The sequence below is a fragment of the Pseudoclavibacter sp. AY1F1 genome (assembly GCF_002931075.1).
Lineage (GTDB): Bacteria > Actinomycetota > Actinomycetes > Actinomycetales > Microbacteriaceae > Pseudoclavibacter.
Map to the genome: position 1 here is coordinate 24,943 of NZ_PSTQ01000001.1, position 23,217 is coordinate 48,159.

The window sequence follows — 23,217 nt, forward strand, 5'->3', positions numbered from 1 at the left end:
CTTCTCTTTGAGAAGGGGGCGCAGTCGCGTTGGTGGACCGCTAGATCTTCGGGGGCTTCCTCCAACGGGGTGCAGGCTTGGTGTCAACGAGACGCCAGCTCGAAGCGGGGTAGAACCCAGACGGCCACACCACGTCGCGGATCGAGACGCCAAGAGGTGAGACCGTCTCGTAGACGAGCGCGATCGGCACCTCTCGATGGGCTGCCCGTTCGTTCACCCACACTCCCGGGATCAACTGCGGAGGGTCTGTCACGTCCTTCAGGAGCTCGACGCGCTCAGCTTCATCGACCTGTTCCCACCCAGCCGTCAGTGCGTCCAGGGCGGCGAGCACCTCGGCTCGCTCGAGCGCCTCGACGGGGGCCAGGACTGCTTGGTGCGCCTCACGGATCTTCGCGGCCGCGTCCAAAGTCAACTCAGCACGCTCCTGCGCGGATCCCGCAACGTCCAAACGTGCCAACTGTTCCCCGACATGCTCCGTGATCGCATGCAAGCGCCCAGCCACCTCCCGCGTCCCCGCTTCCAACTCGCTCGGAGTGCCGAAGCGATGCTGCACTCCGCGTGCGTCGATCCCCTCGTTGTCCAGGGGTGAGCGCGTCGCCTGGTGCATGCCGGCGTAAAAGGCCGGCGCGGGTGCGTGGGTCATGGTCGTTGTCCTTCCGTTGTGAGGGTGTAGATCTCGAACGCTTGTCGGCCACCGCTCGCCCCTGGATACACATCCGTGAACTGGTCGCCTTGCCGAACGTCCAAGGTCTCGAACACCCACCGCCAGAACTGAGCGGGCTTGTGCATCGTGGCTTGCTGCCGGTCCAGGCGTCGTGTGTTCAGGCGCACCGGTGGAACCTCGCCCGACATCGCGGGCGGCGTGCTTCCGAACAGGACAGCGTCCACCGCGTCCGCGTTCCCCGGACGATGAATCGGGCCGAGCCGTGCGCCTGGACATAGCTCAAGGGCGGCGGGGGCGACTGACCAGCGAAGAGCCAACGCCCACGCCTCAAACATGCCGAGCTCGTGTACGAGAGCGGCGAGACCGGATTCGCCGCTGTGCAGCGCCCTCACCGTATCCGTGCGACCGTCGCGGCGTTCGCTCGCAAGTTCTGCGAAGCCGAAGGAAACCGGATTTCCTGCGCTGCGGGCCGGGGCACATCCGATGCTCGCGCGGTAACGGGAGAGCGGCTTCCGACATGCAGCCGAGCACGCCCGTGCGTCCGATCGCATCGATACGGGTATGGGGAAGCGGCACCAGACACAGGTCCGACCCTGGACGAGCATGACCTCCGGAACACGTCGAGCTCGATTCTCAACCCTCATTGCACACCTACCGTCGCGTCCGGGGCTGGCTGTGACGATCGGATGATCTGCACATCCCAACCGAACGGAGCGAGCTGGCTGCCGAGCTTCGCAGCTGCTTCGATCAGGTCTTCCAAGCCGGTGAGAGGTTGGGAACTTGGATTACGTATCCGACTCATGCTGGTTGCCCTGGTCAGAGCTGCAACATCGCGCAGATCGGACTCGATGTAGACCTCGGTCGTCGCGAGAGACGCATGCCCGAGTAGCTCTTGAGTGGCCCGGATGTCCTTCGTCTCGCGGAACCCCTTAGTCCCTGCTCGGTGTCGAAGTGAGTGGGGAAACTCCTCGGGCATGAGCCGTTTGACGTACTCGTAGACGGTATGGCTGTGAAGGTGGGTTCCCGGGAAGCGTCCGGGGAAGTAGTAGTGCTGTCCCGGGAGGACCTGTCCCTCGAGTTCGACTAAGAGGTGCAGCGTGTCCGAGTCGAGTGGCAGAACTCGCTCCCGTGATCCCTTACCGACGACTCTGAGCGTGCTGCCGTCTCTGGCCGAGAGCGGCAGGCTGGCAATCTCGTTGCGTCGAAGCCCCATCGACGCCGCCAGCGCAATGATTGCCCGCTCCACCAGTGTTCCGCTGTCGAACGCTGCTAGCACGACTTCATCTGGCGCTGGGCGGCGGGCTCGGCGCTTGGGGACCTTGATGGGTGGAAGGCTCTCGCTCGGGTCTTCGGATGCTCGTCCGTCCTGGACTCTCCACTGGTAGTAGCTCCGGAGCGTGCCGCGAATCCGTTTGCTGTACGAAGGGCTCCAGTCCGAGTAGCCGTTTGACATGTAGGTGAGCAGTTCGCGTGCGGTTGCTTTGCGGGGCAGGAGCCCAGTCGTGCGCTGGAAGCGTTCTAGGTCGCCTAGCCTCTGCTCGATAGTCCCCGGAGCTTTCCGGCCTGCGTAGAGGTAGTGACGGTAGTCCCTGTACTCGTCGTTCACTGTATCCATGTAGCAGAATCCGGGGATCGGGACAGTCCCGTAGAATTACCGGTTATCTCGTTGGTGCTGAAGGTGGCTGAGGGCAAGACCCAGGATGGTCAGTGGGGCGGCCCAGAACGTTGGCTGCCCGAGGTTTGAAACTTCATAATCCGCGGGTCGTGGGTTCGAGCCCCACCGGGCCCACTCCTCCTCATGTCGTTGCTGCAGCCCAGTTTCGGCGTAGGTAGTCGGCGACGAAGATGTTGCCGATGAGCGGACCTGCGGCGAAGATGACAAGTCCCACCAGCCAGGCGTCGCTCCCGCGGAATACGAGCAGACCGAGCGTCGAGACGACGATCACGGCGACGGATGCGAGGATCCCGTTCCTGCGGACTTTGCCCTGCCAGTGCGCTCCGGAGGCGATCATGACAAGTCCCGCGATCCACCCCAGGACGGGCACGAGGTACCAGCCGGCGACGAGCACGACCAACGTCACGATGGCGTAGCCGCGCGGTGTCTCTGTTGTCGCTGGCGGTGCGGCCTCCTCGCGTGCGGCGGCCGCGATCACTCGAGGGTCGCCGAGTTCCGTCAAGCGAATCCGCGTCGCGCCTTCGTCGAGCCCACGAAGGTCGTCGGCGATGTCGCTGAGGATCTCCGCCTGGAGATACTTCGGGGTGTCCGCGAGCGCCGCATCCAGTTCCCTCAGGTAGCCCAGGGCGACTTCATTCTGCGATTCGAAAGGCTTCATTCCTAGCCTGCTTCCTTCTGGTCGAGCGGGCGGCCGGCGTCGGGGTGCGCCAGGTCGGTATGGGGTTCGATGACTGCTCCGACGGCTGCCGCGAACGGCAGCCACTGTGCACGGAACTGCTCCAGCTGGGCGAGTCCTTCTTCAGTGATGGCGAAGTACTTGCGGGGGCGGGCAGAATCTGACTCGTCGGCGTGCGCGACGATCAGGCGTCGCTCGCGCAGCCGGTTCAGCAAGGGGTAGAGGGTGCCGATGCTGCCGATGAGGCCAAGCTCGACCAGGCGTTCGGAGATGCGCCACCCGTAGGCGGGCCCCTGTTGGAGCAGCCCCAGGACGCAGTACTCGACGACGCCCTTGCGAAGTTGTGCGCCAACGGGAGTGGTCATGCATTGCACACTATCTTGCATTGCAAGATAAAACCAGGAGATGGCTGTGGCTCAAGTAGAAACGAAGGGAGCGGTCTGAGGCGGGCCAGGCTCCGTTACGCTCGCGGGGTGAATGCTGACGACGAGACGGCTATCCGCGCCACACCAAACGCGTCATGGCTTCCCACAGGCGGGAGGGCAGAGGTGGTTCGTCGTGCCAGCGTTCCGAGCCCGATGTGCATGGTCCGCCTTTTGCTTCGCCGAGGCGACGCAGTGCATCGTCGTGATGAACAGGGGTCGCATCGAGCAGGTGGATGTCCCGGACACGGTCTATCGGCGACCCGAATCAGTGTTCGTCGCCGACTTCATCGGCCGCGCGACGTTCCTCGACGCAACCCTCCTGGCGGAGCCGGCGGATGGACGGGCGCGCGTTGTCGCGCTCGGCCGGGAGTTCGAGACCGACTGCCAGGACGGCGTCACGATCGACACGGAGGTGCTCCTCATGATCAGGCCGGAGTCGGTCCGCCTCTCCGAGCGCGTCGAGGCTGAAGAGGTGCACGGGGACATCGGGCGCGTCCTCAACGCCATCTTCCACGGAGACAGCGTCGAGTACGAGATCGAGACAGACACAGGAACGATCGTCGCGCAGGTCTCGGACCCCTCGGTGGAGGACATCCTGAAGCCGATGGACTGCGTGCGCGTGAGCCTCGCACAGGACCGCGGATGGCTGCTGCCGAAGACGGACTACGAGGACGACGGGACGGCGGCACACTAGCGACGCGCGTTCCGCGACCGGCCGCTGGCGTCCTGCATCCACTGCTCGTCGGGTCACTCTCTTTCTCGGAGAGGGTGACCCGGTCCGCTTCGCCAATCGCCCGCATCCGAGCCGCTATAGTCACGAACATGGAGCCTGAAGACACCTCCCCAGTGGGGATGGCGAGCATCGCCGCCGCCGCGGGCGTTTCCGTCTCCACCGTCTCGAGGGCGCTCAGCGGGGTGCCGGGAGTCTCGACCGCGAAGCGCGCCGAGATCCGCCGGATCGCACGCGCGCAGGGCTACCTGGCCGACGAATCGGCCCGGGATGCGGGCAGAGATGTTCGAGCCGCGGGTCGGATCACGGCTGTCATCCCGGAACCCGACCGCTGGGTGTTCGGTTCGATCCTGGCGGGGCTGCACGACGTGCTGACTCCGACGGGTGCGACGCTCACGGTCTATCAGGGCCTGTCCGGCAGCGAGCGGGCGAAGCTCTTTGAGGCAACCGCCCTCTCTCGCAACAGCGACGTCGTTGTGCTTGTCCCGATGCCACGGCGCATGCCGGTCCCCGACGTGCGCCGCCTCGGCGTGCCCGTCGTGGTCGCGGGGTCCCTTGTGGAGGGCGTGGCGAGCGTCGGCATCGACGACGACATTGTCGGCCAGCAGGCCACCAACTACCTCATCAACAGCGGATGCAAGAGCATCGTCTACGTGTCGAGCACCGACCACGAGGGCACGCCAGGCAACGCCTCCCGTCGGCGTGCCGAGGGCTTCGCGGCGCGGATGCAGCGCGCCGGGCTCGACCCCAGCTGGCAGGTGCAGGTGCCGTTCGGGACAGGCGCGGGCCAAGCCGCGGCCGAGCAGCTCCTGGCGGGCGATCGCCTCCCCGACGCCGTCTTCGCGTCGTCCGATGATCTCGCTTCCGGCATGATGTCGGCGTTCCGGAAGGCGGGGGTGCGCATCCCGGAGGACCTCTCGATCATCGGAGTCGACGACAGCCCCATTGCGAGCCTCATGCACCTGACGACGATCGCGCAGCCGGCGCGTCAGCAGGGCCACCTCGCTGCATCTATGGCGTTGCGAGCGCTCCAGGGGGACCCGCCGAGCGAGCCGGTCACGCTCGAGACACGCCTCGTCGTGCGCGAGTCGACGGGGCGTTCCACCTCGAGCTGACGAGCGTTGCGCGCTGTGCTCTCTCCGGCTTACGCGCTGTGCTCTTTCTCTCTTGCGCACTGTGCTCTTTCCACTTGCGCGCTGTGCTCTTTCCACTTGCGCAAAGTCACGCAACAGTCACGCAAGCGCCCGAAAAGGCCTCGCTTCCGGTTCTAGGCTTTGGCCGATGCGTACAGAATCCAACGGCGGCTTCCAGCAGAGCACCGTCTACCAGATCTACCCGAAGTCGTTTCTCGACTCCACGGGGAGCGGCGTCGGCGACCTGCGCGGCGTGATCCAGAAGATCCCGTACATCGCCTCCCTCGGCGTCGACATGGTGTGGTTCAACCCGTTCTTCGAGTCGCCGCAGGCCGACAACGGCTACGACATCTCCGACTACTACCGCATCGACCCCGAGATGGGAACGATGGCGGATTTCGAGGAGCTTGTCGAGGGCCTCAAGGCCGAGGGCATCGAGGTCATGCTCGACATGGTGCTCAACCACACGTCGACAGAGCACGTGTGGTTCCAACGGGCGCTCGCGGGGGATCCCGAGTACTGCGACTTCTATTACGTGCGACCGGCTGGCTCAGACGGGGGACTGCCGAACAACTGGGTCTCGAAGTTCGGTGGTCCGGCGTGGAGCCGCTTCGGTGAGACCGACGACTACTACCTGCACCTCTTCGACCGCACGCAGGCTGATCTCAACTGGCATAATCCTCGAGTTCGCCGCGAGATGGCGAAGGTCGTCGAGTTCTGGCGCGTGAAGGGCGTGCGCGGTTTCCGCTTCGACGTCATCAACCTCATCTCGAAACCCGTCGACCTGCCCTCGGCTCCTGAAGGCGCCGACGACCGGTTCATGTACACCGATGGCGACCTCGTCACGACGTTCCTCCGCGAGCTGGCTGAGGCCTCCTACGGGAAGGACGCCGGATGCGTGACGGTCGGCGAGATGTCCTCGACCTCCATCGAGCGGTGCGTCGAGTACTCGCATCCCGACTCCGGCGCCCTCTCCATGGTGTTCAACTTCCACCACCTCAAGGTCGACTACGCGGACGGGAAGAAGTGGTCGCGTGCACGCTTCGAGCTCGACGACCTCCGTCGTGTCCTGATGGAGTGGGCTGATGGCATGCAGGCTGGCGGTGGCTGGAATGCCCTGTTCTGGAACAACCACGACCAGCCGCGCGCGCTCAACCGCTTCGGCGACCCGACGGCGTACAGGGTCGAGTCGGCGACCATGCACGCCACCGTCCTGCACCTCTTCCGCGGCACGCCGTACGTGTACATGGGCGAGGAGATCGGCATGACCGACCCCGAGTACATGAGCATCGGCGACTACGTTGACGTCGAGGCGGTGAACGCCCACAAAGCACTGGTCGGCACCGGGATGTCCGACGAGGATGCGCTGGAGATCGTGCGCGCGAAGGCCCGCGACAACGCACGCACCCCGATGCAGTGGGACGCGGGCCCGAGCGCCGGCTTCACTGCGGGCACACCATGGCTCAGGCCCACGAACGGCGACCTCATCAACGTGGCCGCCGAGGAGACCGACGGGCGCATCTTGCCCTACTACCGCACGCTCATCGAGCTGCGGAAGACGCATCCCGTGATCAGTCACGGTGAGGTCGCTGGCGTCGCTCTCGACCACCCTCACGTGTTCGCCTACGAGCGCACCCACGGGACGACGCGGCTGCTTGTCCTCGCGAACTTCTCCGCAGCCTCGACCCGAATCGAGGTGCCGGCCGAGTTCATCTCCGGTCGTGTGCTCATTTCCAACACCGATCGCCTCGACGCACCGGCCATCTCCGACGTCGAGCTGGCGCCGTACGAGGCGCTCGCGATCATCCTCGAATCTTCCGAAAGCTAGGAGCAGTAATGTCAGAAACCGAACTGAGTGGTGGCATCGTCGCGCCGCTCGCCGGCGCGATGGTCGCCATCACCGACGTCCCAGACCCCGTGTTCGCCTCGAAGGCGATGGGCGACGGGTTCGCCGTGGCACCGAGCGCTGACGACGTCGTCGCGCCGTGCGCTGGAACCGTCATCATGGTCGCCAAGACCGCGCACGCGTTCGGGATCCGCACCGACGACGGGCTCGAGGTCCTGGTGCACATGGGCATCGACACCGTCGAGCTCGAAGGGGCGCCGTTCTCGATGCACGTCGAAGTCGACGAACGCGTCGAGGCGGGGCAGCCACTTGGACGGATGGACCTCGCGGCCGTCGAGGCGGCAGGCAAGAGCACGATGACCATGGTCATCTTCCTGAACCTGGCCCAGAAGAAGGGGACCGTGCAGGCAGTGACCGGACCCATCGGGCTCGGCGAGCGTGCCGCGACCCTCGACATTCCCGAGGCGGATGCACCTGCACCGGCGGCAGCGCCGATCGCCGCACCCGCGGACGCTGACCCTGCGACCGTGGTGGCGGCGACGGGCAAGCCAGAGGTCGCGGCGGGGCACCCATCCGGCAAGACCGGTTTCGACGCCCTCGCCTACGACATCGTGGAGGGAGTGGGTGGCAAGGACAACATCCGCACTGTGATCCACTGCATCACCCGTGTGCGCTTCACGCTCAAGGACGAGTCGATCGCCAACGATGACCTCGTCTCGAACCTCGGCGGCGTCATCGACGTCATGAAGGCCGGCGGTCAGTATCAGGTGGTCATCGGACCGGACGTCGAGGACGTCTATGACGCCGTGGTTCGCGTGATCGGCGGCACGGGGGAGGCATCCGCCGATGCTGAGCCGGTCGAGCGGCCGACCACCGTCGTCGGCTGGTTCCAGTTCGGCTTCAGCTCCCTCATCGGCGTCATCACGGGGTCGATGATCCCCGTGATCGGCCTGCTCGCCGCATCCGGAATCCTCAAGGGCATCCTCGCCCTCCTGACGCAGTTCGGCGTGGTCGAGAGCGACAGCTCAACGTACGCGCTCATCGACGCCATGTCGTCGTCGATGTTCTACTTCCTGCCCATCATCATCGGCTTCACGGCTGCGAAGCGCTTCGGTGCCGACCCCATCATCGTCGCGATCATCGGCGGCGTGCTCGTGTTCCCGTCGGTCGTCACGATGTCGAACCCGGAAGCCGACGGTTACATGGTCGTCAGCCAATTCGGCAACACGATCTTCAACGCCGACTTCTTCGGCATCCCCGTCGCGCTCCCGCAGGGCAATGCCTACGCGTACTCGATCTTCCCGATCATCGTGGCCGCCTACCTGGCGTCGCTGCTCGAGCCGCAGCTGAAGAAGTACATCCCGTCGGTTGTGCGGATGATCTTCGCGCCTCTCCTCGAGGTGTTCATCATCTCGACCGTGATGCTCGTCGTCTTCGGCCCGATCATCATGTTCATCTCTGGCGGTATCGCCAACGGCATCAACGGAGTGCTCGAGCTCAACTACGCCATCGCGGGGCTCGTCATCGGCGCCTTCTACCAGTGCCTCGTCATCTTCGGCCTGCACTGGGCGGTCATCCCGCTTGTCGCCTCGCAGATCGCGATCGACGGCTCGTCGCCGCTCAACGCGATCATCTCGGCCACCATGGTCGCTCAGGGTGGCGGTGCGCTTGCCATCTGGATCAAGACGCGCAGCCAGAAGATCAAGACCCTCGCGGGCCCCGCTACCATCTCGGCGTTCGCCGGCATCACCGAGCCTGCCATGTATGGCCTCAACCTCAAGTACGGGCGCGTCTTCATCACCGCGTCAGCTGGTGGAGCGGTCGGCGGGTTCCTCACGGGGCTCATGGATGTGAATATGTACGGCTTCACTGGCGCGTTCGTCGGGTTCCCCTCGTTTGTCAACCCTGAGGGGCTCGACCACAGCTTCTGGGGCTTCCTCATCGCCTCAGCGGCGGCGCTCGTCGTGTCGTTCACGCTCACGTACTTCTTCGGGTACAGCGATAACGACCTCGAGACCGAGCGCGCCGTCAAGAAGGTGCGTCTCGGGAAGCGCGAGCCCGCGGGCGTCTAGAGTTCCCTCTTCGCCACCTCGGTGGCGGTGAGGGGCGGCAGAGCGAAAACCCCGGTAGTCGGTCGAGGATGCGCACTCGAACGGCTGCCGGGGATTTTCGGTCTTGGGTCGCTCGTCGGCGTCAGCCGTACTCGCGCAATGCCGCGCCGGCGTCCTCGACGATGACGTCCGCCCGGCCGAGGTGCGGATATCGGTGAGTGCGGGCCCGTCGATGAGTGCGCGGCACAGCGCGTCCACTGCCGCCGCCGGAGTCAGCAGAGCCTCGACATCGGTGGCGTCGAGGTACGGGATGCGCGCGCTCATCGCAGCACGAACCCTGGCGTCATCGCAATCACACTCAAGGACGGTGTGCCCGGACGGTAGGGCGGGTGCGTGACACGCGACGCGCGCATCCCTCGAACACCCCGTAGTACATAGGTACGATGGTTCGGTCATGAACTCGTACCTGCTCCACGCCGACGCCGATTCCTTCTTCGCGTCCGTCGCCCTGCGCGACCGGCCGGAGCTCGCGGCCAAGCCCGTCGCCGCGGTGGCGCACCTCTTCATCGCGAGCGCCAACTATCCGGCGCGGGAGTTCGGCATCCACGCCGGCATGCTCGTGACGGAAGCGCGGGAGCTGTGCCCGCGCATCCTCCTCGTCGAGTCCTACCGGCAGGAAGTCGAGTCGGTGGGGGATTCTCTCTTCGCCCTCTTCGACTCCCTGGCGCGCGGCATCGAGCCTGGCTCGATCGAGGAGGCGTTCCTTGACGTCAGCGCCCGCACGGCGGAGGAGGCGCTGGGGGTCGCGCACGAGCTGCGGCGGCGCGCCGCGACTGAGCTGCGCATCCCGGTCAGCGTCGGCATCGGCCGCACGAAGCTCATGGCGAAGCTCGCCTCGCGCGCGGCGAAGCCGGACGGCGTGCACGTCATCGACGAGGCGCGCGAACTCGAGCTGCGCACGGAGTTGCCGATCGGCGAGGTGTGGGGCATCGGCGCGCGCACGGAGGCGAGGCTCATCAAGCTCGGCGTCTCGCGCATCGGCGACGTGGATGTCATCCCGCGTGACGAGCTGCTGCGCGTGTGCGGGACTGGGATGGCCAGGAGGCTCTGGCGGATCCGCGCCGGCACGGATGAGGCGACGATCTCGCCCATCAGGCACCGCACGACCCTCACCTCGGAGTCTTCGACGTCCGGTTACGCGCGCGCCGACCGAACCCCAGAGGAAGTGGTCGAGGGGTGCGTCGAGCGTGTGTGCCATCGCGCGAGTAGGGCGGGCCTCAGTGCGACCGGTATCAAGCTGGAGCTGCGGCCGATAGGGCTCGGCCCGGTCAGGGAGAAGTACTCGGGAATCGACTCGAGCGCCTCGTTCGACGTGTGGATGCCCGTGGCGAGGAAGCTGCTAGTCGCTTCGAACACGTCCGAGCTCGAGTCTGCCAGCGTGACCCTCACGGGCCTCGTCCCAGTCGAGATGGTGCAGCCCACGCTCTTCTAAGCCGCGCGTGCCTGGATCTGCTGCGTGCCGGTGAGGGGTGTCAGCCTGCGGAAAGCCATCCGCGAACGCCATCCCACGCGCCTGGTGTGGCGTCGTCGACCGATGCGGCGAGATCCGCGATTGAGACGCCGCGCAGCGAGTCGCGCCAGGCGATCTCGGCCCTTGCCATGACCTTCGCGATGCCGCACGGCGTTGTGCAGGCCTCCGGTGGCGAGGCGAGGGGCCCCTGTTGGCGTATCTCGGTGCACCTGAAAGCGCGCTCTGGCCCATCGATAGCACGTACGACGTCGTACACGGTGATGTCCTCGGGCCGACGGGAAAGTCGGTAGCCGCCGTCGCGCCCCTCGACGGCGGCGATGATGTTGGCCTTGGAAAGCGCCTGCATGTGCTTGGCCAGGTAGGTCTTCGAGACGCCATGCAACTCGGCCAGCTGTGCAACGGGAACCGGCGCTTCGCTGGCGCTGAGGACGGCGCAGCAGTGGAGGCCCCACTCGACCCCCGCGGACATCTTCACGTCTCCGATCATACTCGGATACGTGTTGTCTGTGTATGCTCGAGTACGCGGATAAAAGTTATCCGAGTTAGCGAGGGAGTCATCATGCGCATCGCAATCGCCGGATCCACCGGTCTCGTCGGCCGCAACGTCGTTCACGAAGCTGCCGCCGCAGGCCACGACGTCGTCGAACTGTCGCGCCAGAACGGCGTCGATCTCACGTCATCAGAGGGACTCGCTGAGCGCCTCGCCGGCGTCGACGCAGTCATCGACGTCACCCAGAGCCCAACACTCGACGAGGCTGAATCAACGCAGTTCTTCACCACCGTTGCCGGCAACCTCGGCGACGCGGCGAAAACCGCCGGAGTCGCCCGCACCGTCACGCTCTCGATCATCGGCATCGATCAAGTTCCCGACTACGGCTACTACGTAGCCAAGCTCGCCCAGGAGCAAACGGCAGTCGCGCACGGACCGGACGCGTGCATCCTGCGAGCCGCCCAGTTCCTCGAGTTCCCAGGGCAGATGCTGGACTGGAACCGAGACGGCGACAAGGTGGTCATCCCAGAGCTCAAGACCCAGCCGGTGGCCGTCACCGAGATCGCGAGCCTCCTGGTGCAGATCGCTGACGGGCGCGTCGACGAAGCGCTTGTCGAACTCGCCGGCCCGGAAGCGGGGGAGCTGACCGACTTCGTGCGCAGTGTCGCCGCGGCGCGCGGCACCGAGGTCGAGGTTGTCGGCGTGCGCGCCAGCGAAGGAATGGCGGACGGAGCGTGCCTGCCTGGGGCCGGCGCTAGAATCGCCGGCCCGGGATTCAGCGAATGGCTCGCCGGTCAGGCCTAGGCACCGCCATCGTCGCCTCGCCGTTTCGCCCGCCCGCCGCCCTGCCTCTACGCTGAACTGCAGATCGCGGGATGCGCGAGCGGACGAGACGAGGACCTGGATGACAAGCAGCACCTCGCCGCGCGAGGGCATCCTTCGCCCCATCTCGGCCGGCGTCGTCTCGGCACTCGTCGCGTTCACGAGCTCGTTCATCGTGGTGCTGACCGGTCTCACCGCCGTCGGGGCGAGCCCAGACCAAGCGTCGAGCGGGCTCCTCGCAGTGAGCGTCACGATGGGCCTCGGCTGCATCGTCCTCGCGACCTGGACCCGCCTGCCGATCACCGTCGCGTGGTCGACGCCAGGAGCTGCGCTGCTCGCCGCGACGGGAACCGTAGAGGGCGGCTGGCCCGTCGCAGTCGGCGCCTTCCTCATCACGGGAATCCTCATCGTCGTCACGGGGCTCATTCCGCAGCTCGGTGCACTCGTGTCCCGCATCCCCGTCTCCGTCGCGCAGGCCATGCTCGCCGGGGTGCTGTTCCAGCTCTGCCTCGGCCCGATCACGGGCATGGCGGAGAACCCGCTTGCCGTCGCGCCCGTCGTCGTGGCCTGGCTGCTGGCCCTGCGCTTCCTGCCGCGCTGGGCGGCGCCGATCTCGTTCCTCGTCGCCGCCATCGTCATCGGCGTGCACATCGTCTCGTCGGGGGCGTCGATCAGCGCCGCCGACCTTACACCCCGTGTTCAGTTCACGGCGCCAGAATTCTCCGTCACCGGGATGGTCGGCATCGCGCTCCCGCTGTACCTCGTGACGATGGCGTCGCAGAACGTGCCTGGCGTCGCCGTCATGAAGGGCCTCGGCTACGAGGTCCCATGGCGCCGGTCGCTCCTCGCAACCGGTATCGGCACCGTTGTCGGCGCCCCCGCCGGCGGGCACGCCATCAACCTCGCTGCCATCAGCGCAGCCCTCGCCGCGGGCCCGGAGGCAGGCGACGACCGCTCGAGGCGGTGGATCGCGAGCGTCACGAACGGGGTTGTTGTCATCATCCTCGGCGTCGCCTCCGCCGCATTCGGGACGCTCGTGCTGCTGGCCCCCGCGGGCGTCATCGCGGCCGTCGCGGGGCTTGCGCTCATCGGAACGCTGGCTGCGTCGCTCAAGGCTGCGCTTGCGGAGACGGGCGAGCTCGTGCCGGCCGTCGTCGCGTTCGCGACCGCCGCATCCGGCATCGCTATCGGCGGCGTCAGCGCGGCGTTCTGGGCGCTCGTGGCGGGCCTCATCGTGCGCTTCGTCGTGCGGCCCCGCACCTAGGTGGCCCGCCCAGCCGCACGCTAGTCGTTACGCGGTGCCGTGAGGCGCACGATGACGAGGTACGCGGCGAGCGAGACGATGGCGCCCACGATCGCCGAGGTCCAGTTCGGCAGCGAGAACGGGTTGCTGGTGCTGCTCCAGAACAGGACGCTGCCGAGCCAGCCGCCGAAGAGCGCGCCGAGGGCGCCGACGAAGAGGGGAGCCACCCAGTCGTCCTGCTTGCGGGTCGGTAAGAAGCGCTTCGCGACCACCCCCGCGAGCAGACCGATGGCGAGGAAGGCGAAGTAGCTCACGCGTGCTCCTGGGATTCGGGGGATGATTTGATGGGCTTGAGCTCCCGGTAGGCAAATGACGGGATGTCTGCGACCGGAACCAGGACAACGTCCTGCAGCTTCCAATCCAGCTCACGACAATCCTCCGTGAGTTGCTCCAGTTCCGCCAACTCGAGCGCGTGGCCTTCAAGGGGGACGACGAAGACTTCCGCCTGCAGCTCGTGCCCTTGGTCTCGCACCCGGCAGCCGACCCGCGCGACCCACTGGCGGGCATCCACGAGGGAATTCAGCCGCCCGGCGAGCGGATGAGGGCGTTCGCCGTCATACGTGCGCGCCTGCTCGTCCATGAGGTCGAGGACGGCGATGCGGAGGTTGCGCACCCCGTCGTACATGATGCTCGCTGAGATGAAGAGCGCGGCGACCGAGTCCAGCCACCAGAGGCCGATGCCGATGCCGGCAACGCCGACCGCAGAGCCGACGGCGGTCTGCCAATCAGCCTTGTTCATGTCGGCGTCGGCGTACAGGACCTTGTCGTGCAGCTTCGAAGCGAGCTTCATCTTGCGGTGCCCGATGATGACTGGGGGCCACGCGATGAACAGCATGACGCCGATCATCAACCACCCCAGCCAGATCTGCAGCCCGAACAGCTCGACGGAGCCGATCGTCGGATGCTCCTGCGCGAGAAGCCCGGAGCTCGAGTCGACGATGAGGAACACAGCCATCGACGTCAGCGCGATCCCGGAGACGAGATGCCCGATCGCCACTGCCCTGTGGTAGCCGTACGGGTGCTCCACCGTCGCCGCCTTGCGGCTGATGCGAGCGGCTATGAGGAACGCGAACGGTGGGATGAATGACAGCAGGTCTTCGAGCCAGGCCGCCTTCATCGCCTGAGAATTGCCGAGCACGAGGTAGACGAGCGTAACCGTGACAGCCAGGAAGCCGATCGTGATCCATTCGAGCCGGATCGCCTGACGCCGCACCTCGTCGCTCGAGTCGCTCATGAGGTCGCCTCGGCGAGGTACGTCTCGAGCTCTACGAGGAACGCGTTCTCGCCCATCGGCGTGAGCATCACGTGGGAGATTTTGCCGCCCGCCGAGTCCTCCGTCTCCAGGAACGGTCTCGTCGAGCCGGCCTCGTCCACGTAGGGGGAATCGTCGCGGAACCCTGCGACCGCAAGGTCCAGGTTTCCGTCTTCGAGTCCTTGCACGAGGGCAGCTTCTGAGCCCGCGACCCAGGTGACGGATGCATTGAGTTCGTCAGCAAATCCCTCGACGAGCTCGACTTCGACGCCCGTCGGTTCAGCACCCGCGGCAAGATGCGTGAACGGCGGATTGTGTGAGATCCCGACCCGCAACTCACCGCCGCGCACCCGCTCAAGCGTTCCGTCCGGGTCGCTTGGGACGCGCATCCCGCATCCCGCGACCAGCACGGCGACGAGGGCCGCCGTGACCAACGCGGCGATCACCCGCCCTATCCTCCTCAACCCTCCAACGCGCAGAGCCATACCCCGAGCCTATGATTCGTCGCTGTGGCTGCGCTCAGCGCTCGCGGAATTGCCCGGTTCGTGGACGACGACGCACGGCTCGTCACCGACGCCGCCCTTGAGGAGGCCCTGATCCCGGAACGCCTGCAGCCAGCCGACCATCGGCCACGCCGACCAGCGTTCCCTGAAGAGGTTCGCGTTCCGTGCTATGTCGTGGAGGTGCTGAACCGGCGGGTTCGAGGTGGGATGCCACTGGTGGTACGCGCGTGCGCCACCGACCCAGGCGAGCCCCGCCCCTGCCTGCGAAGCGACGCGGGCGAAGTCCGTGTCCTCGGCTCCGTAGCCTCGGTAGCCCTCGTGGAAGCCGCCGATGCTGCGCCAGGTGTCGGCGGTCACGGCGAAGGAGAGCGACCAGAAGAGATTGCTGTCGGTGCCAGGTTGCACCTCGCCGGGTGTCGGGGCAGGACGGGCGGTGTGCGGAGCATCCTTCAGCTCAACGCGTTCGGCGTCGTAACCGTTCGGCCCGGGAGGCTCAAGGTACGTCACCGGCCCGCTGAGCAAGCACGATGCCCATCGATCATCGCGCGCGGTGTCCTGGTATGCCTCGACGAGCCCACGACCCGGGATGCAGTCGACGTCGAGGAACACGAGCAGCTCGGCACCCCGCTGGAGCGCGACCCGCGCGCCTTCGTTGCGTGCCGCCGCGAGCGGGAGCGCGCTTGCCTGGGCGGGCATCTCGACGATGATTCCCGGGAGAAGGCCGTCGGAGATGAGCTCAGCGATCTGGGGGTCATCCATGGCCACGACGATGGCGTCATCCACCGGCACCGACTGTCGGAGGAGCCCTCGTCGCTGCTCGAGCAGGTGTCGATGGCGCCCGTGTGCCACCGTGATCGTCGCGGTCCTCATCGGCGTGCCAAGCGGTCAAGCAGCGCGGCGGCGCGCAGCGCCCCGGCACCGTCGTTCCACGCCGCCCAGTTCCGGCCGTCGAGCCCTGCAGCTGTTTCCAGGAGCGACGCCCAGTCGTCTCGTTCGAAGGTGTCGGTGACGATGACAGGCAGCTCGGGCGTCGATGCGAGCACCTGCGCGGCCGCGAACTGCTCGTCGTGGGGCCGATCCTGGGGCACGACGATGGCGGGCACCTGCGCGGCCGCGACGTCGGCGATCGACCCTTGGCCGGCGTGCGTGATGACGAGGGATGCTTCGCGGATGCGCGGGCCCGGGTCGGCGACTCGGTTCCCTGGCGTGGTGCCGATCTCGTCCCACTCGACGCCTGGGGTCTGCCGTTTGGCCTCGCGGATCTGAGCTGAGGACATGCCTCCTCCGCCGACCCCCGCCAGTACCAGGACACGCGTGATGGGGCCAGGCCCTCGACCGGGCGAGCGTTGGGCAGCGGAGATCGAGCCGACCGCATGCAGTCGGGCGAGCACGCGGGATGATGCTCCAGGCAGCATCCCCTCGGCGCTCGCCGGCCAGGCGGCCAGGATCGCGTCGGAGAGGCCGAAGCCGAGCGTGTGCGCCGCGTCGGTGCGCACGCCGGGCAGTGCCACTGAGACGACGGGCACGCCGTGCAGACGCGCGAGGGCGGCGACCTCCACGGAGACGTCGGAGACGAAGAGCGTCGGTTCGGTGTCTGCGATCCACGCCGAGATGCGGGCCATGCGTCGGCGCATGCCCTCGTCGTCGACGGGCGCCCAATGCAGGGCACCGTTGGCCGTGGGCTCGAGCGGCGAGACGGCGAGATCGTCGCGCTCGAGCCGGATCCACGGGCCCAGCCATGCCTCCGGCTTGGGGAGGGTCGAGAGCCCCGTCACCGGGGTCGTGCACTCCCGTGCGATGGCCAGTGCGCGCCTCGCGTGCCCTCCGCCCTGATGGTGCACGTAGTAGCCGATGCTCCCGGCACCGGGCGAGCCTGTCTCGGTCATGCCGCTTCCCGCCTTTCCACCTGGGCGCCGAGCAGCGCCTCGTATTCGTCGACCATCCGCACGAGGGAGCAGAAGGCCACAGCCCGACGCCTGGCACCTTCTCGAGGTAGCCCTGCCGCCTCGAGAAGCGCGGCGGCCAGCGCCGGCACATCGTCGGGTGCCGCGAGCCTGCCGCTGTGCTCGTCGATGATCTGGGGCAGCGCGCCCCTGTCGAACGCAGCCACGGGTGTGCCCGCGGCGAGTGACTCTGCTGCGACAAGCCCGTAGGGCTCGTCCCACCTCGGCGTCACGATTGTCACGCTTGCCCGGCCGAGGTGCTCGAAGAGGGTCGCGTGGTCGAGGTGCCCGAGGTAGCGGATTCGGGGGCCGAGGCGTGGCCGGATGGCGCTTTCGAAGTAGTCGGCGTCGAAGATGGGCCCCGCGATGTCCAGGGCCGTCCCGGCGTGGACCGCGGCGTCGATGGCAAGCTCCAAGCCCTTCTCCGGCACGATGCGGCCCGACCAGAAGGCGGCCCCGCCGCCCGGTCCGGGCTGCAGTCGCTCGGTGTCGACGCCGTTGAGGATCACCTCGCAGTCGACGCTCGCCGCCCAGGCGTCCCGCATGTGCTGGCTGACGGCGATGAAGGTCCCAGTCGAGCCGCCAATGCGCACGGCGGACTCGATCCAGCCGACGGGGGGCGTGTGCAGGGTCGTGAAGAACGGCACCTCGAGGAGGCCCGACATCGCGACGGGAAGGTGGTGGATGCTGACGTTGAGGACCGCGTCGAAGCGTGCTGGGGCCGTGCGCGCGAGGTCCAGCATGAGTGCGAGGTAGGCATGATGCTCGTGCATCCACTCGATCGGCATCGCGCCGACGTCGCGGCGGGCCATCTCACTCATCGTGAAGCTCTGCACGGCGAGATGCTCGACGCCGAGCGCTGGGTCGGAGCCCGGGGCCGCGAAGAGCGTCACCTCGTGGCCGCGACGCTTGAGCTCGAGGATGAGCGCGTGCGTGTGCGATTCGAGCCCGCCCGCGAATGGCTCGCTGATGGGGAAGCGCGAGGGGCCGATGATGCAGATCCTCAACGTGACACTCCTTCCAGGCTCAGGACGGATTCGTAGACGGATGCGTGGGCCGCGGCGACCCGTGCGCGCTCTGCCGTTCGTGCCTCGGGGGAGTGGCGGTGCGCGGGCGAGCGCGCTGCGTCGAGCACCGCGGCCCGCAGCGATTCGGGGTCGAGCCCGCTAGACGGGTCACGGTGGTACGTGAAGACCGGCCCCTGATCGGCGTAGTAGCCGACATCCGGGGCTACGACTGCGGTTCCGAGATCCAGGCACGCTTCGAGCCAGCCCGAGTGCGTGCCGAAACGGTACGGCAGCACGGAGGCGTCGAGCGACGCCAGGTAGCGCCACAGCTCGGCGTCATTCAGGTAGTCGTGGACACGCAGCTCGATGAGTCCGGCGTCGGCGAGCTCTCGGAGCCGTGCCGCCAGTGCTGCTTCGTAGTTCATGCCACCCGGGTCGAGGACATCACGGTGTCCGTTGACCTGCACCGCGATGCGGGGGTCGAGAGTGGTGAGTTCGGCGAGCGCTTCGATGACAGGCAGCGGGTCCATGCTCGCGCGCAGACTTTTCGCGTGCAGGCCGACGCGGAAGCGCCCGTTACGGTCTTCCCGCGCGGCGATCGCGGCCTCAGCCTCGCCTGGCTCCACGATGTGCGGGTGCGGGACAACAACCGGTCGGCGGCCCCAGCGTCGCTCGATCTCGTCGGCTGCCCCCGGCGTGAGCGTGATGAGCTCAGCCGCGGCGGGGATCAGGATGTCGAGGTGTGCCGTGTGCGCCTCTGGCGTCGCGTGGTGGGGGTTCGTGAGGTCGTGCACCGTGTAGACGAGGGGCTTCGCTCGTCGGCGCAGCGCATCCACGACACTCTGCAGTGTTTCGGGGGAGAGGGCGTCGAAGCCGAAGTGCAGGTGGAAGACGTCGAAGTCGTCCGCGTGCTCGTCGATCCAGGTGGGCTCGAGCATGACCGGCGGCCACCAGCGGTCCTCGGCAACGCGTCCCGAGCCGTCAGGATGCGGGTCGGGGAGGCGGATGACACGCACAGAAGGCGCCTCAATGCCGGTGGCTGCGAGGTGCCTAACGTAGACGTGCCCTGACGGGACACTCGCGACCCGAATGCTTCGGCTGGAGTCGCCGACGACGTGGGAAGTGCTGGGGGATGACACTCCTCCACATAACCAGTCGAGGCCGAGGAGCGTCCGCCTCTTGACAGCCCACGGTCAGCGTGCTTGCGCGAGCTGAGGCTACTGCTCAGCTCAGTCGCCCGGGTATGGCTCCACGACCACGATGCCGGTTCCGGGACCGACGAGCAGATTGGCAGGTTCGAGTCGGCCCTCGCCGCGATCGCCGCGGACCCAGAACCATTCGCCTGCGGCCACACGGTCGCGGATGTCGTCGCGGAACGCGTCGACATCATCCACGAGCCTCGAGAAGGTCTCGCCCTGATACAGGAGCTCGATCCTGGTCTGTCCGTTCATGACACCCTCTCAGCGGGTTCCGCGATGACGGCCAAGCCGGCCTGTGAGTTCGCACCCTGCACGAGGGCCTCGACCCACGAGCGATTGATGTGCACCTGCCTGCTGCCGAGGAACTTGAAGCGGATCGGCACGGCGGGGTGCATCCAGACAGTACTACGGCCGTCGCCGCCGGCGTTGTTGTCCTTCCAGCTGAAGAAGAACGACTCCCCACGGCGGAGCTTCGTGCCGATCGCGAGCTGCAGGTGCGCGAGCAGGCGGTCTTCGAAGTCGACGGTGACCTCGGAGTTATAGATGAACTTCCCCACGCTGATCCTGCTTTCTTGTCACTGGCGTTTTGTGCGCGCCGTCCATTATCACTGTGCGGGAGCCGGTCCTTGACCAGCGAGCCACGCTAGAGCTCGTCGAGCCAGTCGGGATGCGGCACGCGTGGGTCGTTCGACGAGCCCTCCTCGACGAGACCCTCTGGCACTGAGACCTCGTCTGCCAGTGCGGCGCGCAGCCTGCGGAAGTTCGCCAGAGCCTCGCTGTCGTCGAACTCGGGAAGCTCGGTGTCGACCGTCTCTGTCGCGATCTGACTCGATGGGCCGACCAGTACGGAGAGGACATTCGCGGTGCCGTCGCTATGCCGGACCGGGATCTCGACGACGCTTGCCTGGTGAACTTCGGCGAGAGCCGCCGCGTAGCCCACCAGCTCTCGCGCGATCTTCGTGCTCGTGAAGTAGACGCCACCTGCGTAGTGAAGTTGGTCCATCGTCCCTCCAGACGGTCGCACGCGATCAGAACTCGAAGAGTCTTTCAGCGTCAGTTGTGTGCGCTCGGAGTATTGCGTTCTGCATCGTTGTATGAAGCGGAATCAGCTGTTTGCCAAATCGAAACGAAGCGTCTGCCTATCCGGCGCTACGCTCAGACCAGATCCCTATGTATTGGCTGTGCCTGATTGGAGCCCGTGATGTCTACCCCTCAGCTCGACGCCCCGCTCTACCCGCCGCTCTACGGAGCCAGCCTCGGTCAGGCGGTGAAGCGATTCTTCAAGAAGTACGCCGTCTTCTCCGGCCGGGCCAGCCGCAGCGAGTACTGGTGGTGGTGGCTCGTCGGCGTCATCGTGAACGCGCTCTTCTTCCTCATCGGCTCGCTCACCGGCACAACCTCCGTGGACACGACGGATGGGTTCGCGGCAGCGAGCATGGGGAACCCGGTCGTCACGGTCATCCAGTCGATCTGGAGCCTCGCGATCCTGGTGCCGAGCTTCGCACTGCTGTTCCGTCGACTGCACGACACGAACCGCTCCGGTTGGTGGTGGTTCATTGTCTTCGTCCCGATCGCGGGTCCGATCATCCTGCTCGTCTTCGTGCTGGGCGCCTCGCGTCCTGAGGGTGCCCGGTTCGACACGCAGTAACGGCCCCGTATTCCGCGAAAGAACCGCCGCCCTCGTGTGAGGGCGGCGGTTCCTGCTGTCGGGCAGCGGGGCGTGCGTTGTCGGGCCGCGGGGCAACCGCGCGGTGCTTATTGCGCGGGGGTGACGGCCTCGCCGACGGCGCCGAATCGGCCGAGGAGGCCCGAGAAGACGCGAAGCTCCTCCGGGGTCCAGTCGCGCAGCACGGCGTGCAATCGGTGGCGGTTGCGTGCCCGCACCTCGGTGACGCGTTCGACCGCGAACGGGGTGGGGGTGAGGATGCGCGCCCGACCGTCGTTCGGGTCGGATCCGACCGTCAGGAGCTGGAACTCCTCGAGCATCCGAACCTGGCGGCTCATGACGCTCTTGTCGATCGCGAGCTGCTCGCCGAGCGTCCCCACGTGGGCCGTGCCGTGCTGCACAAGCGCCGAGAGGATCTTGTAGCCGATGGGCTGCAGTGACGCGTGAACCGCGACGGCAGACTCGCTCCAGGTGGTGCGCACGCGTCGGTAGAACGTGCCAAGCTCCGACTCGACCGAGGCGATCGCCTCGGCGAAGTCGGCGTCGTCTGGGGACTCTGGCATGGTCATCATCCTAGGTGCGGTCTGCCTTGCGTCCCGAGTCGCCGAGGATGGGGATGGCCCCCGTGCGGGGGATGCCCACCATGGCCTCCGCGACTTCCACAAGTTCTTCCGAGGTCGACTCGGCGCCCGCGCGCTCGGCGGCGGAGTCCTCACCCTTCGCGCGTTGCACGGCGTTCTGCGTGCCGAGCTGTGCGTTCGGCAGGAACGAGACAGCGATGAGGGTGACGATTGCCAGCGGGAGGGCGGCGAGGAAGATCGCGCCAACCGAGGTGCCGTAGGCGTCCTCGACGAGGATCCGCAGCCAGTCCGGGAGAGTCGCGAGCTGCGGGATGCTGCCGCCGGCAAGCGACTGGGCCGCTACAGCCTGCTGCTCTGGCGGCAGCGCCTTGACGCTCGTGGAGATCGTCTCGGCGACGACCGTTCCGAGGATCGAGCCCATAACCGAGACACCGATCGTGCCGCCGAGGCTGCGGAAGAACGTGACAGCGCTCGTGGCGACGCCCATGTTCTTGACCTCTGCCTTGTTCTGCACGACCAGGACGAGGTTCTGCATGACCATGCCCACGCCGGCGCCGAGCGCGAACATCGAGAGGCCCACGTAGAGGTAGGGGGTGTCGTAGTGCAGGCGGCTCAGCAGGAAGAGGCCGACGACCATGAGCGCGCTTCCCGTGACGACAAACGCCTTCCACTTGCCACGACGGCTGATGAGATTGCCGACGATCGTCGATGCGACGAGCAGTCCCGCCATCATCGGGATCGTGAGAATGCCCGACTCGGTCGGGGTCGCGCCTCGCGCGAGCTGCATGTACTGGCTCAGGAAGACGCTTGTGCCGAACATGGCGACGCCGACTGAGACGCTCGCGACGACCGCGAGGGTGAACGTGCGGTCGCGGAAGAGCGTCAGGGGGATGAGCGGCTCTTTGACGCGCAGCTCGACCAGGATGGCGATGACAAGCAGCAGGACGCCGCCGATGACCATGAGGTAGGAGGGGAGCGAGTTCCACTCGAACTGCGAGCCGGCGAGGGTCACCCAGATCAGGAGCAGCGAGACTCCGCTTGAGATGAGCACGATGCCGAAGTAGTCGATGCTCACCTTGCGCTTCTTCGGCTTCGGCAGGTGCAGCGTCACCTGCAGCAGGATGAGGGCGACAACTGCGAACGGCAGGCCGACGAAGAAGTTCCAGCGCCACCCGAAGGCGTCCGTGATGACGCCGCCAAGCAGCGGGCCGCCAACCGTCGCGAGCGCCATCACTGCGCCGAAGAAGCCGGCGTAGCGGCCGCGCTCGCGTGGGCTGAGGATGTCAGCCATGACGATCTGGCTGAGCGCTCCGAGTCCGCCGGCGCCGAGGCCCTGGAACACACGCATCGTGATGAGCATGGACGTGTCCTGCGCGAAGCCGGCGATCGCCGAGCTCACGACGAAGATGACGAGCGAGATCTGCAGCAGCAGCTTGCGGTTTGTGAGGTCGGCGAGCTTGCCCCAGATCGGGGTGGAGACGGTGGTGGCGAGCAGCGTCGCGGTGACGACCCAGGTGAAGGCGCTCTGATCGCCCTTGAGGTCGCTGATGATGAGGGGGAGCGACGTGCTCACGACGGTGGAGGCGAGCATCGACACGAACATGCCGAGCATGAGGCCGGAGAGGGCCTGCAGTACCTGGCGGCGGCTCATGCCGGACTCGGTGAGCTCGCCTGCTGGCTTGCTGCTTGATCTGGGGTTCTTGCTAGACGACATCGACGC

General features: G+C 66.8%; 25 protein-coding genes. 8 read left to right on the forward strand and 17 right to left on the reverse strand.

Annotated elements, in window-relative coordinates:
• Nucleotides 1-40 precede the first annotated feature (40 nt).
• The 4 genes from C5B85_RS00095 to C5B85_RS00115 all read right to left on the reverse strand — a co-directional run bounded on the left by C5B85_RS00095 (nt 41) and on the right by C5B85_RS00115 (nt 3,380).
• Nucleotides 41-643: a hypothetical protein gene (locus C5B85_RS00095; protein ID WP_104284057.1), complete on the reverse strand. Its 603-nt coding sequence runs from the start codon at nt 641-643 to the stop codon at nt 41-43.
• A 661-nt stretch (nt 644-1,304) separates the two neighbouring features.
• The gene (locus tag C5B85_RS00105) at nt 1,305-2,270 is read right to left on the reverse strand and encodes a tyrosine-type recombinase/integrase (RefSeq protein WP_181064202.1); all 966 of its coding nucleotides are present in this window, start codon (nt 2,268-2,270) and stop codon (nt 1,305-1,307) included.
• A 190-nt stretch (nt 2,271-2,460) separates the two neighbouring features.
• Entirely contained in the window at nt 2,461-2,997 is a 537-nt protein-coding gene (locus tag C5B85_RS00110; protein ID WP_104284060.1) for a hypothetical protein, read from the reverse strand.
• A 2-nt stretch (nt 2,998-2,999) separates the two neighbouring features.
• On the reverse strand, nt 3,000-3,380 hold the full coding sequence (locus C5B85_RS00115) for a PadR family transcriptional regulator (RefSeq protein ID WP_104284061.1): 381 nt from the start codon (nt 3,378-3,380) through the stop codon (nt 3,000-3,002).
• A gap of 265 nt (nt 3,381-3,645) precedes the next feature.
• On the opposite strand from C5B85_RS00115, the gene C5B85_RS00120 reads away from it, so the two are divergent.
• The 5 genes from C5B85_RS00120 to C5B85_RS00140 all read left to right on the forward strand — a co-directional run bounded on the left by C5B85_RS00120 (nt 3,646) and on the right by C5B85_RS00140 (nt 10,692).
• Entirely contained in the window at nt 3,646-4,134 is a 489-nt protein-coding gene (locus tag C5B85_RS00120) for a TOBE domain-containing protein (RefSeq protein ID WP_104284062.1), read from the forward strand.
• A gap of 128 nt (nt 4,135-4,262) precedes the next feature.
• Complete coding sequence (locus C5B85_RS00125) at nt 4,263-5,285, forward strand: LacI family DNA-binding transcriptional regulator (RefSeq protein WP_181064203.1); 1,023 nt, start codon at nt 4,263-4,265, stop codon at nt 5,283-5,285.
• A gap of 166 nt (nt 5,286-5,451) precedes the next feature.
• On the forward strand, nt 5,452-7,131 hold the full coding sequence (locus C5B85_RS00130; RefSeq protein ID WP_104284064.1) for an alpha,alpha-phosphotrehalase: 1,680 nt from the start codon (nt 5,452-5,454) through the stop codon (nt 7,129-7,131).
• An 8-nt stretch (nt 7,132-7,139) separates the two neighbouring features.
• Nucleotides 7,140-9,221, forward strand: coding sequence for a PTS glucose transporter subunit IIABC (locus C5B85_RS00135; protein ID WP_104284065.1), 2,082 nt, complete (start codon nt 7,140-7,142; stop codon nt 9,219-9,221).
• Nucleotides 9,222-9,654: 433 nt separating this feature from the next.
• The gene (locus C5B85_RS00140; RefSeq protein WP_104284066.1) at nt 9,655-10,692 is read left to right on the forward strand and encodes a DNA polymerase IV; all 1,038 of its coding nucleotides are present in this window, start codon (nt 9,655-9,657) and stop codon (nt 10,690-10,692) included.
• A 40-nt stretch (nt 10,693-10,732) separates the two neighbouring features.
• Here the strand turns inward: C5B85_RS00140 and C5B85_RS00145 are convergent, their stop codons facing one another.
• Entirely contained in the window at nt 10,733-11,200 is a 468-nt protein-coding gene (locus C5B85_RS00145; RefSeq protein WP_258070572.1) for an Rrf2 family transcriptional regulator, read from the reverse strand.
• Nucleotides 11,201-11,290: 90 nt separating this feature from the next.
• On the opposite strand from C5B85_RS00145, the gene C5B85_RS00150 reads away from it, so the two are divergent.
• The gene (locus tag C5B85_RS00150; RefSeq protein WP_104284067.1) at nt 11,291-12,025 is read left to right on the forward strand and encodes an SDR family oxidoreductase; all 735 of its coding nucleotides are present in this window, start codon (nt 11,291-11,293) and stop codon (nt 12,023-12,025) included.
• A 100-nt stretch (nt 12,026-12,125) separates the two neighbouring features.
• Nucleotides 12,126-13,307: a benzoate/H(+) symporter BenE family transporter gene (locus tag C5B85_RS00155; RefSeq protein ID WP_104284068.1), complete on the forward strand. Its 1,182-nt coding sequence runs from the start codon at nt 12,126-12,128 to the stop codon at nt 13,305-13,307.
• Nucleotides 13,308-13,327: 20 nt separating this feature from the next.
• On the opposite strand, the gene C5B85_RS00160 is transcribed toward C5B85_RS00155, so the two are convergent.
• The 10 genes from C5B85_RS00160 to C5B85_RS00205 form a co-directional block, all read right to left on the reverse strand.
• Nucleotides 13,328-13,600, reverse strand: coding sequence for a GlsB/YeaQ/YmgE family stress response membrane protein (locus tag C5B85_RS00160; protein WP_104284069.1), 273 nt, complete (start codon nt 13,598-13,600; stop codon nt 13,328-13,330).
• A complete protein-coding gene (locus C5B85_RS00165) occupies nt 13,597-14,580 on the reverse strand; it encodes a cation diffusion facilitator family transporter (RefSeq protein WP_104284070.1) in 984 nt (327 codons plus the stop codon). The genes C5B85_RS00160 and C5B85_RS00165 overlap by 4 nt, the downstream gene beginning before the upstream one ends.
• Complete coding sequence (locus tag C5B85_RS00170; protein ID WP_258070524.1) at nt 14,577-15,044, reverse strand: transporter substrate-binding domain-containing protein; 468 nt, start codon at nt 15,042-15,044, stop codon at nt 14,577-14,579. Before C5B85_RS00170 ends, C5B85_RS00165 begins: the two co-directional genes overlap by 4 nt.
• Before the next feature lie 48 nt (nt 15,045-15,092).
• Nucleotides 15,093-15,971, reverse strand: a complete 879-nt coding sequence (locus C5B85_RS00175) for a glycosyltransferase family 2 protein (RefSeq protein WP_146077782.1) — start codon at nt 15,969-15,971, stop codon at nt 15,093-15,095.
• Nucleotides 15,968-16,987: a glycosyltransferase gene (locus tag C5B85_RS00180; RefSeq protein ID WP_104284072.1), complete on the reverse strand. Its 1,020-nt coding sequence runs from the start codon at nt 16,985-16,987 to the stop codon at nt 15,968-15,970. The genes C5B85_RS00175 and C5B85_RS00180 overlap by 4 nt, the downstream gene beginning before the upstream one ends.
• Entirely contained in the window at nt 16,984-18,051 is a 1,068-nt protein-coding gene (locus C5B85_RS00185) for a glycosyltransferase (protein ID WP_219819315.1), read from the reverse strand. The genes C5B85_RS00180 and C5B85_RS00185 overlap by 4 nt, the downstream gene beginning before the upstream one ends.
• The gene (locus C5B85_RS00190; protein ID WP_258070525.1) at nt 18,048-19,067 is read right to left on the reverse strand and encodes a glycosyltransferase; all 1,020 of its coding nucleotides are present in this window, start codon (nt 19,065-19,067) and stop codon (nt 18,048-18,050) included. Before C5B85_RS00190 ends, C5B85_RS00185 begins: the two co-directional genes overlap by 4 nt.
• Nucleotides 19,068-19,280: 213 nt before the next feature.
• Nucleotides 19,281-19,502 (reverse strand): hypothetical protein, encoded by a 222-nt coding sequence (locus tag C5B85_RS00195; protein ID WP_104284075.1) that lies wholly within the window; start codon nt 19,500-19,502, stop codon nt 19,281-19,283.
• Complete coding sequence (locus C5B85_RS00200) at nt 19,499-19,807, reverse strand: ATP-dependent DNA ligase (protein WP_068495442.1); 309 nt, start codon at nt 19,805-19,807, stop codon at nt 19,499-19,501. The genes C5B85_RS00195 and C5B85_RS00200 overlap by 4 nt, the downstream gene beginning before the upstream one ends.
• 86 nt (nt 19,808-19,893) lie before the next feature.
• Complete coding sequence (locus tag C5B85_RS00205) at nt 19,894-20,253, reverse strand: hypothetical protein (protein WP_104284076.1); 360 nt, start codon at nt 20,251-20,253, stop codon at nt 19,894-19,896.
• A gap of 198 nt (nt 20,254-20,451) precedes the next feature.
• Here C5B85_RS00205 and C5B85_RS00210 point away from each other — a divergent pair, with 198 nt between their 5' ends.
• Complete coding sequence (locus C5B85_RS00210; RefSeq protein WP_104284077.1) at nt 20,452-20,898, forward strand: DUF805 domain-containing protein; 447 nt, start codon at nt 20,452-20,454, stop codon at nt 20,896-20,898.
• Nucleotides 20,899-21,005: 107 nt separating this feature from the next.
• Here C5B85_RS00210 and C5B85_RS00215 read toward each other — a convergent pair whose 3' ends face one another.
• Nucleotides 21,006-21,479, reverse strand: a complete 474-nt coding sequence (locus C5B85_RS00215; RefSeq protein WP_181064204.1) for a MarR family winged helix-turn-helix transcriptional regulator — start codon at nt 21,477-21,479, stop codon at nt 21,006-21,008.
• Between the two features lie 10 nt (nt 21,480-21,489).
• A complete protein-coding gene (locus tag C5B85_RS00220) occupies nt 21,490-23,148 on the reverse strand; it encodes an MDR family MFS transporter (RefSeq protein WP_104284741.1) in 1,659 nt (552 codons plus the stop codon).
• Nucleotides 23,149-23,217 lie beyond the last annotated feature (69 nt).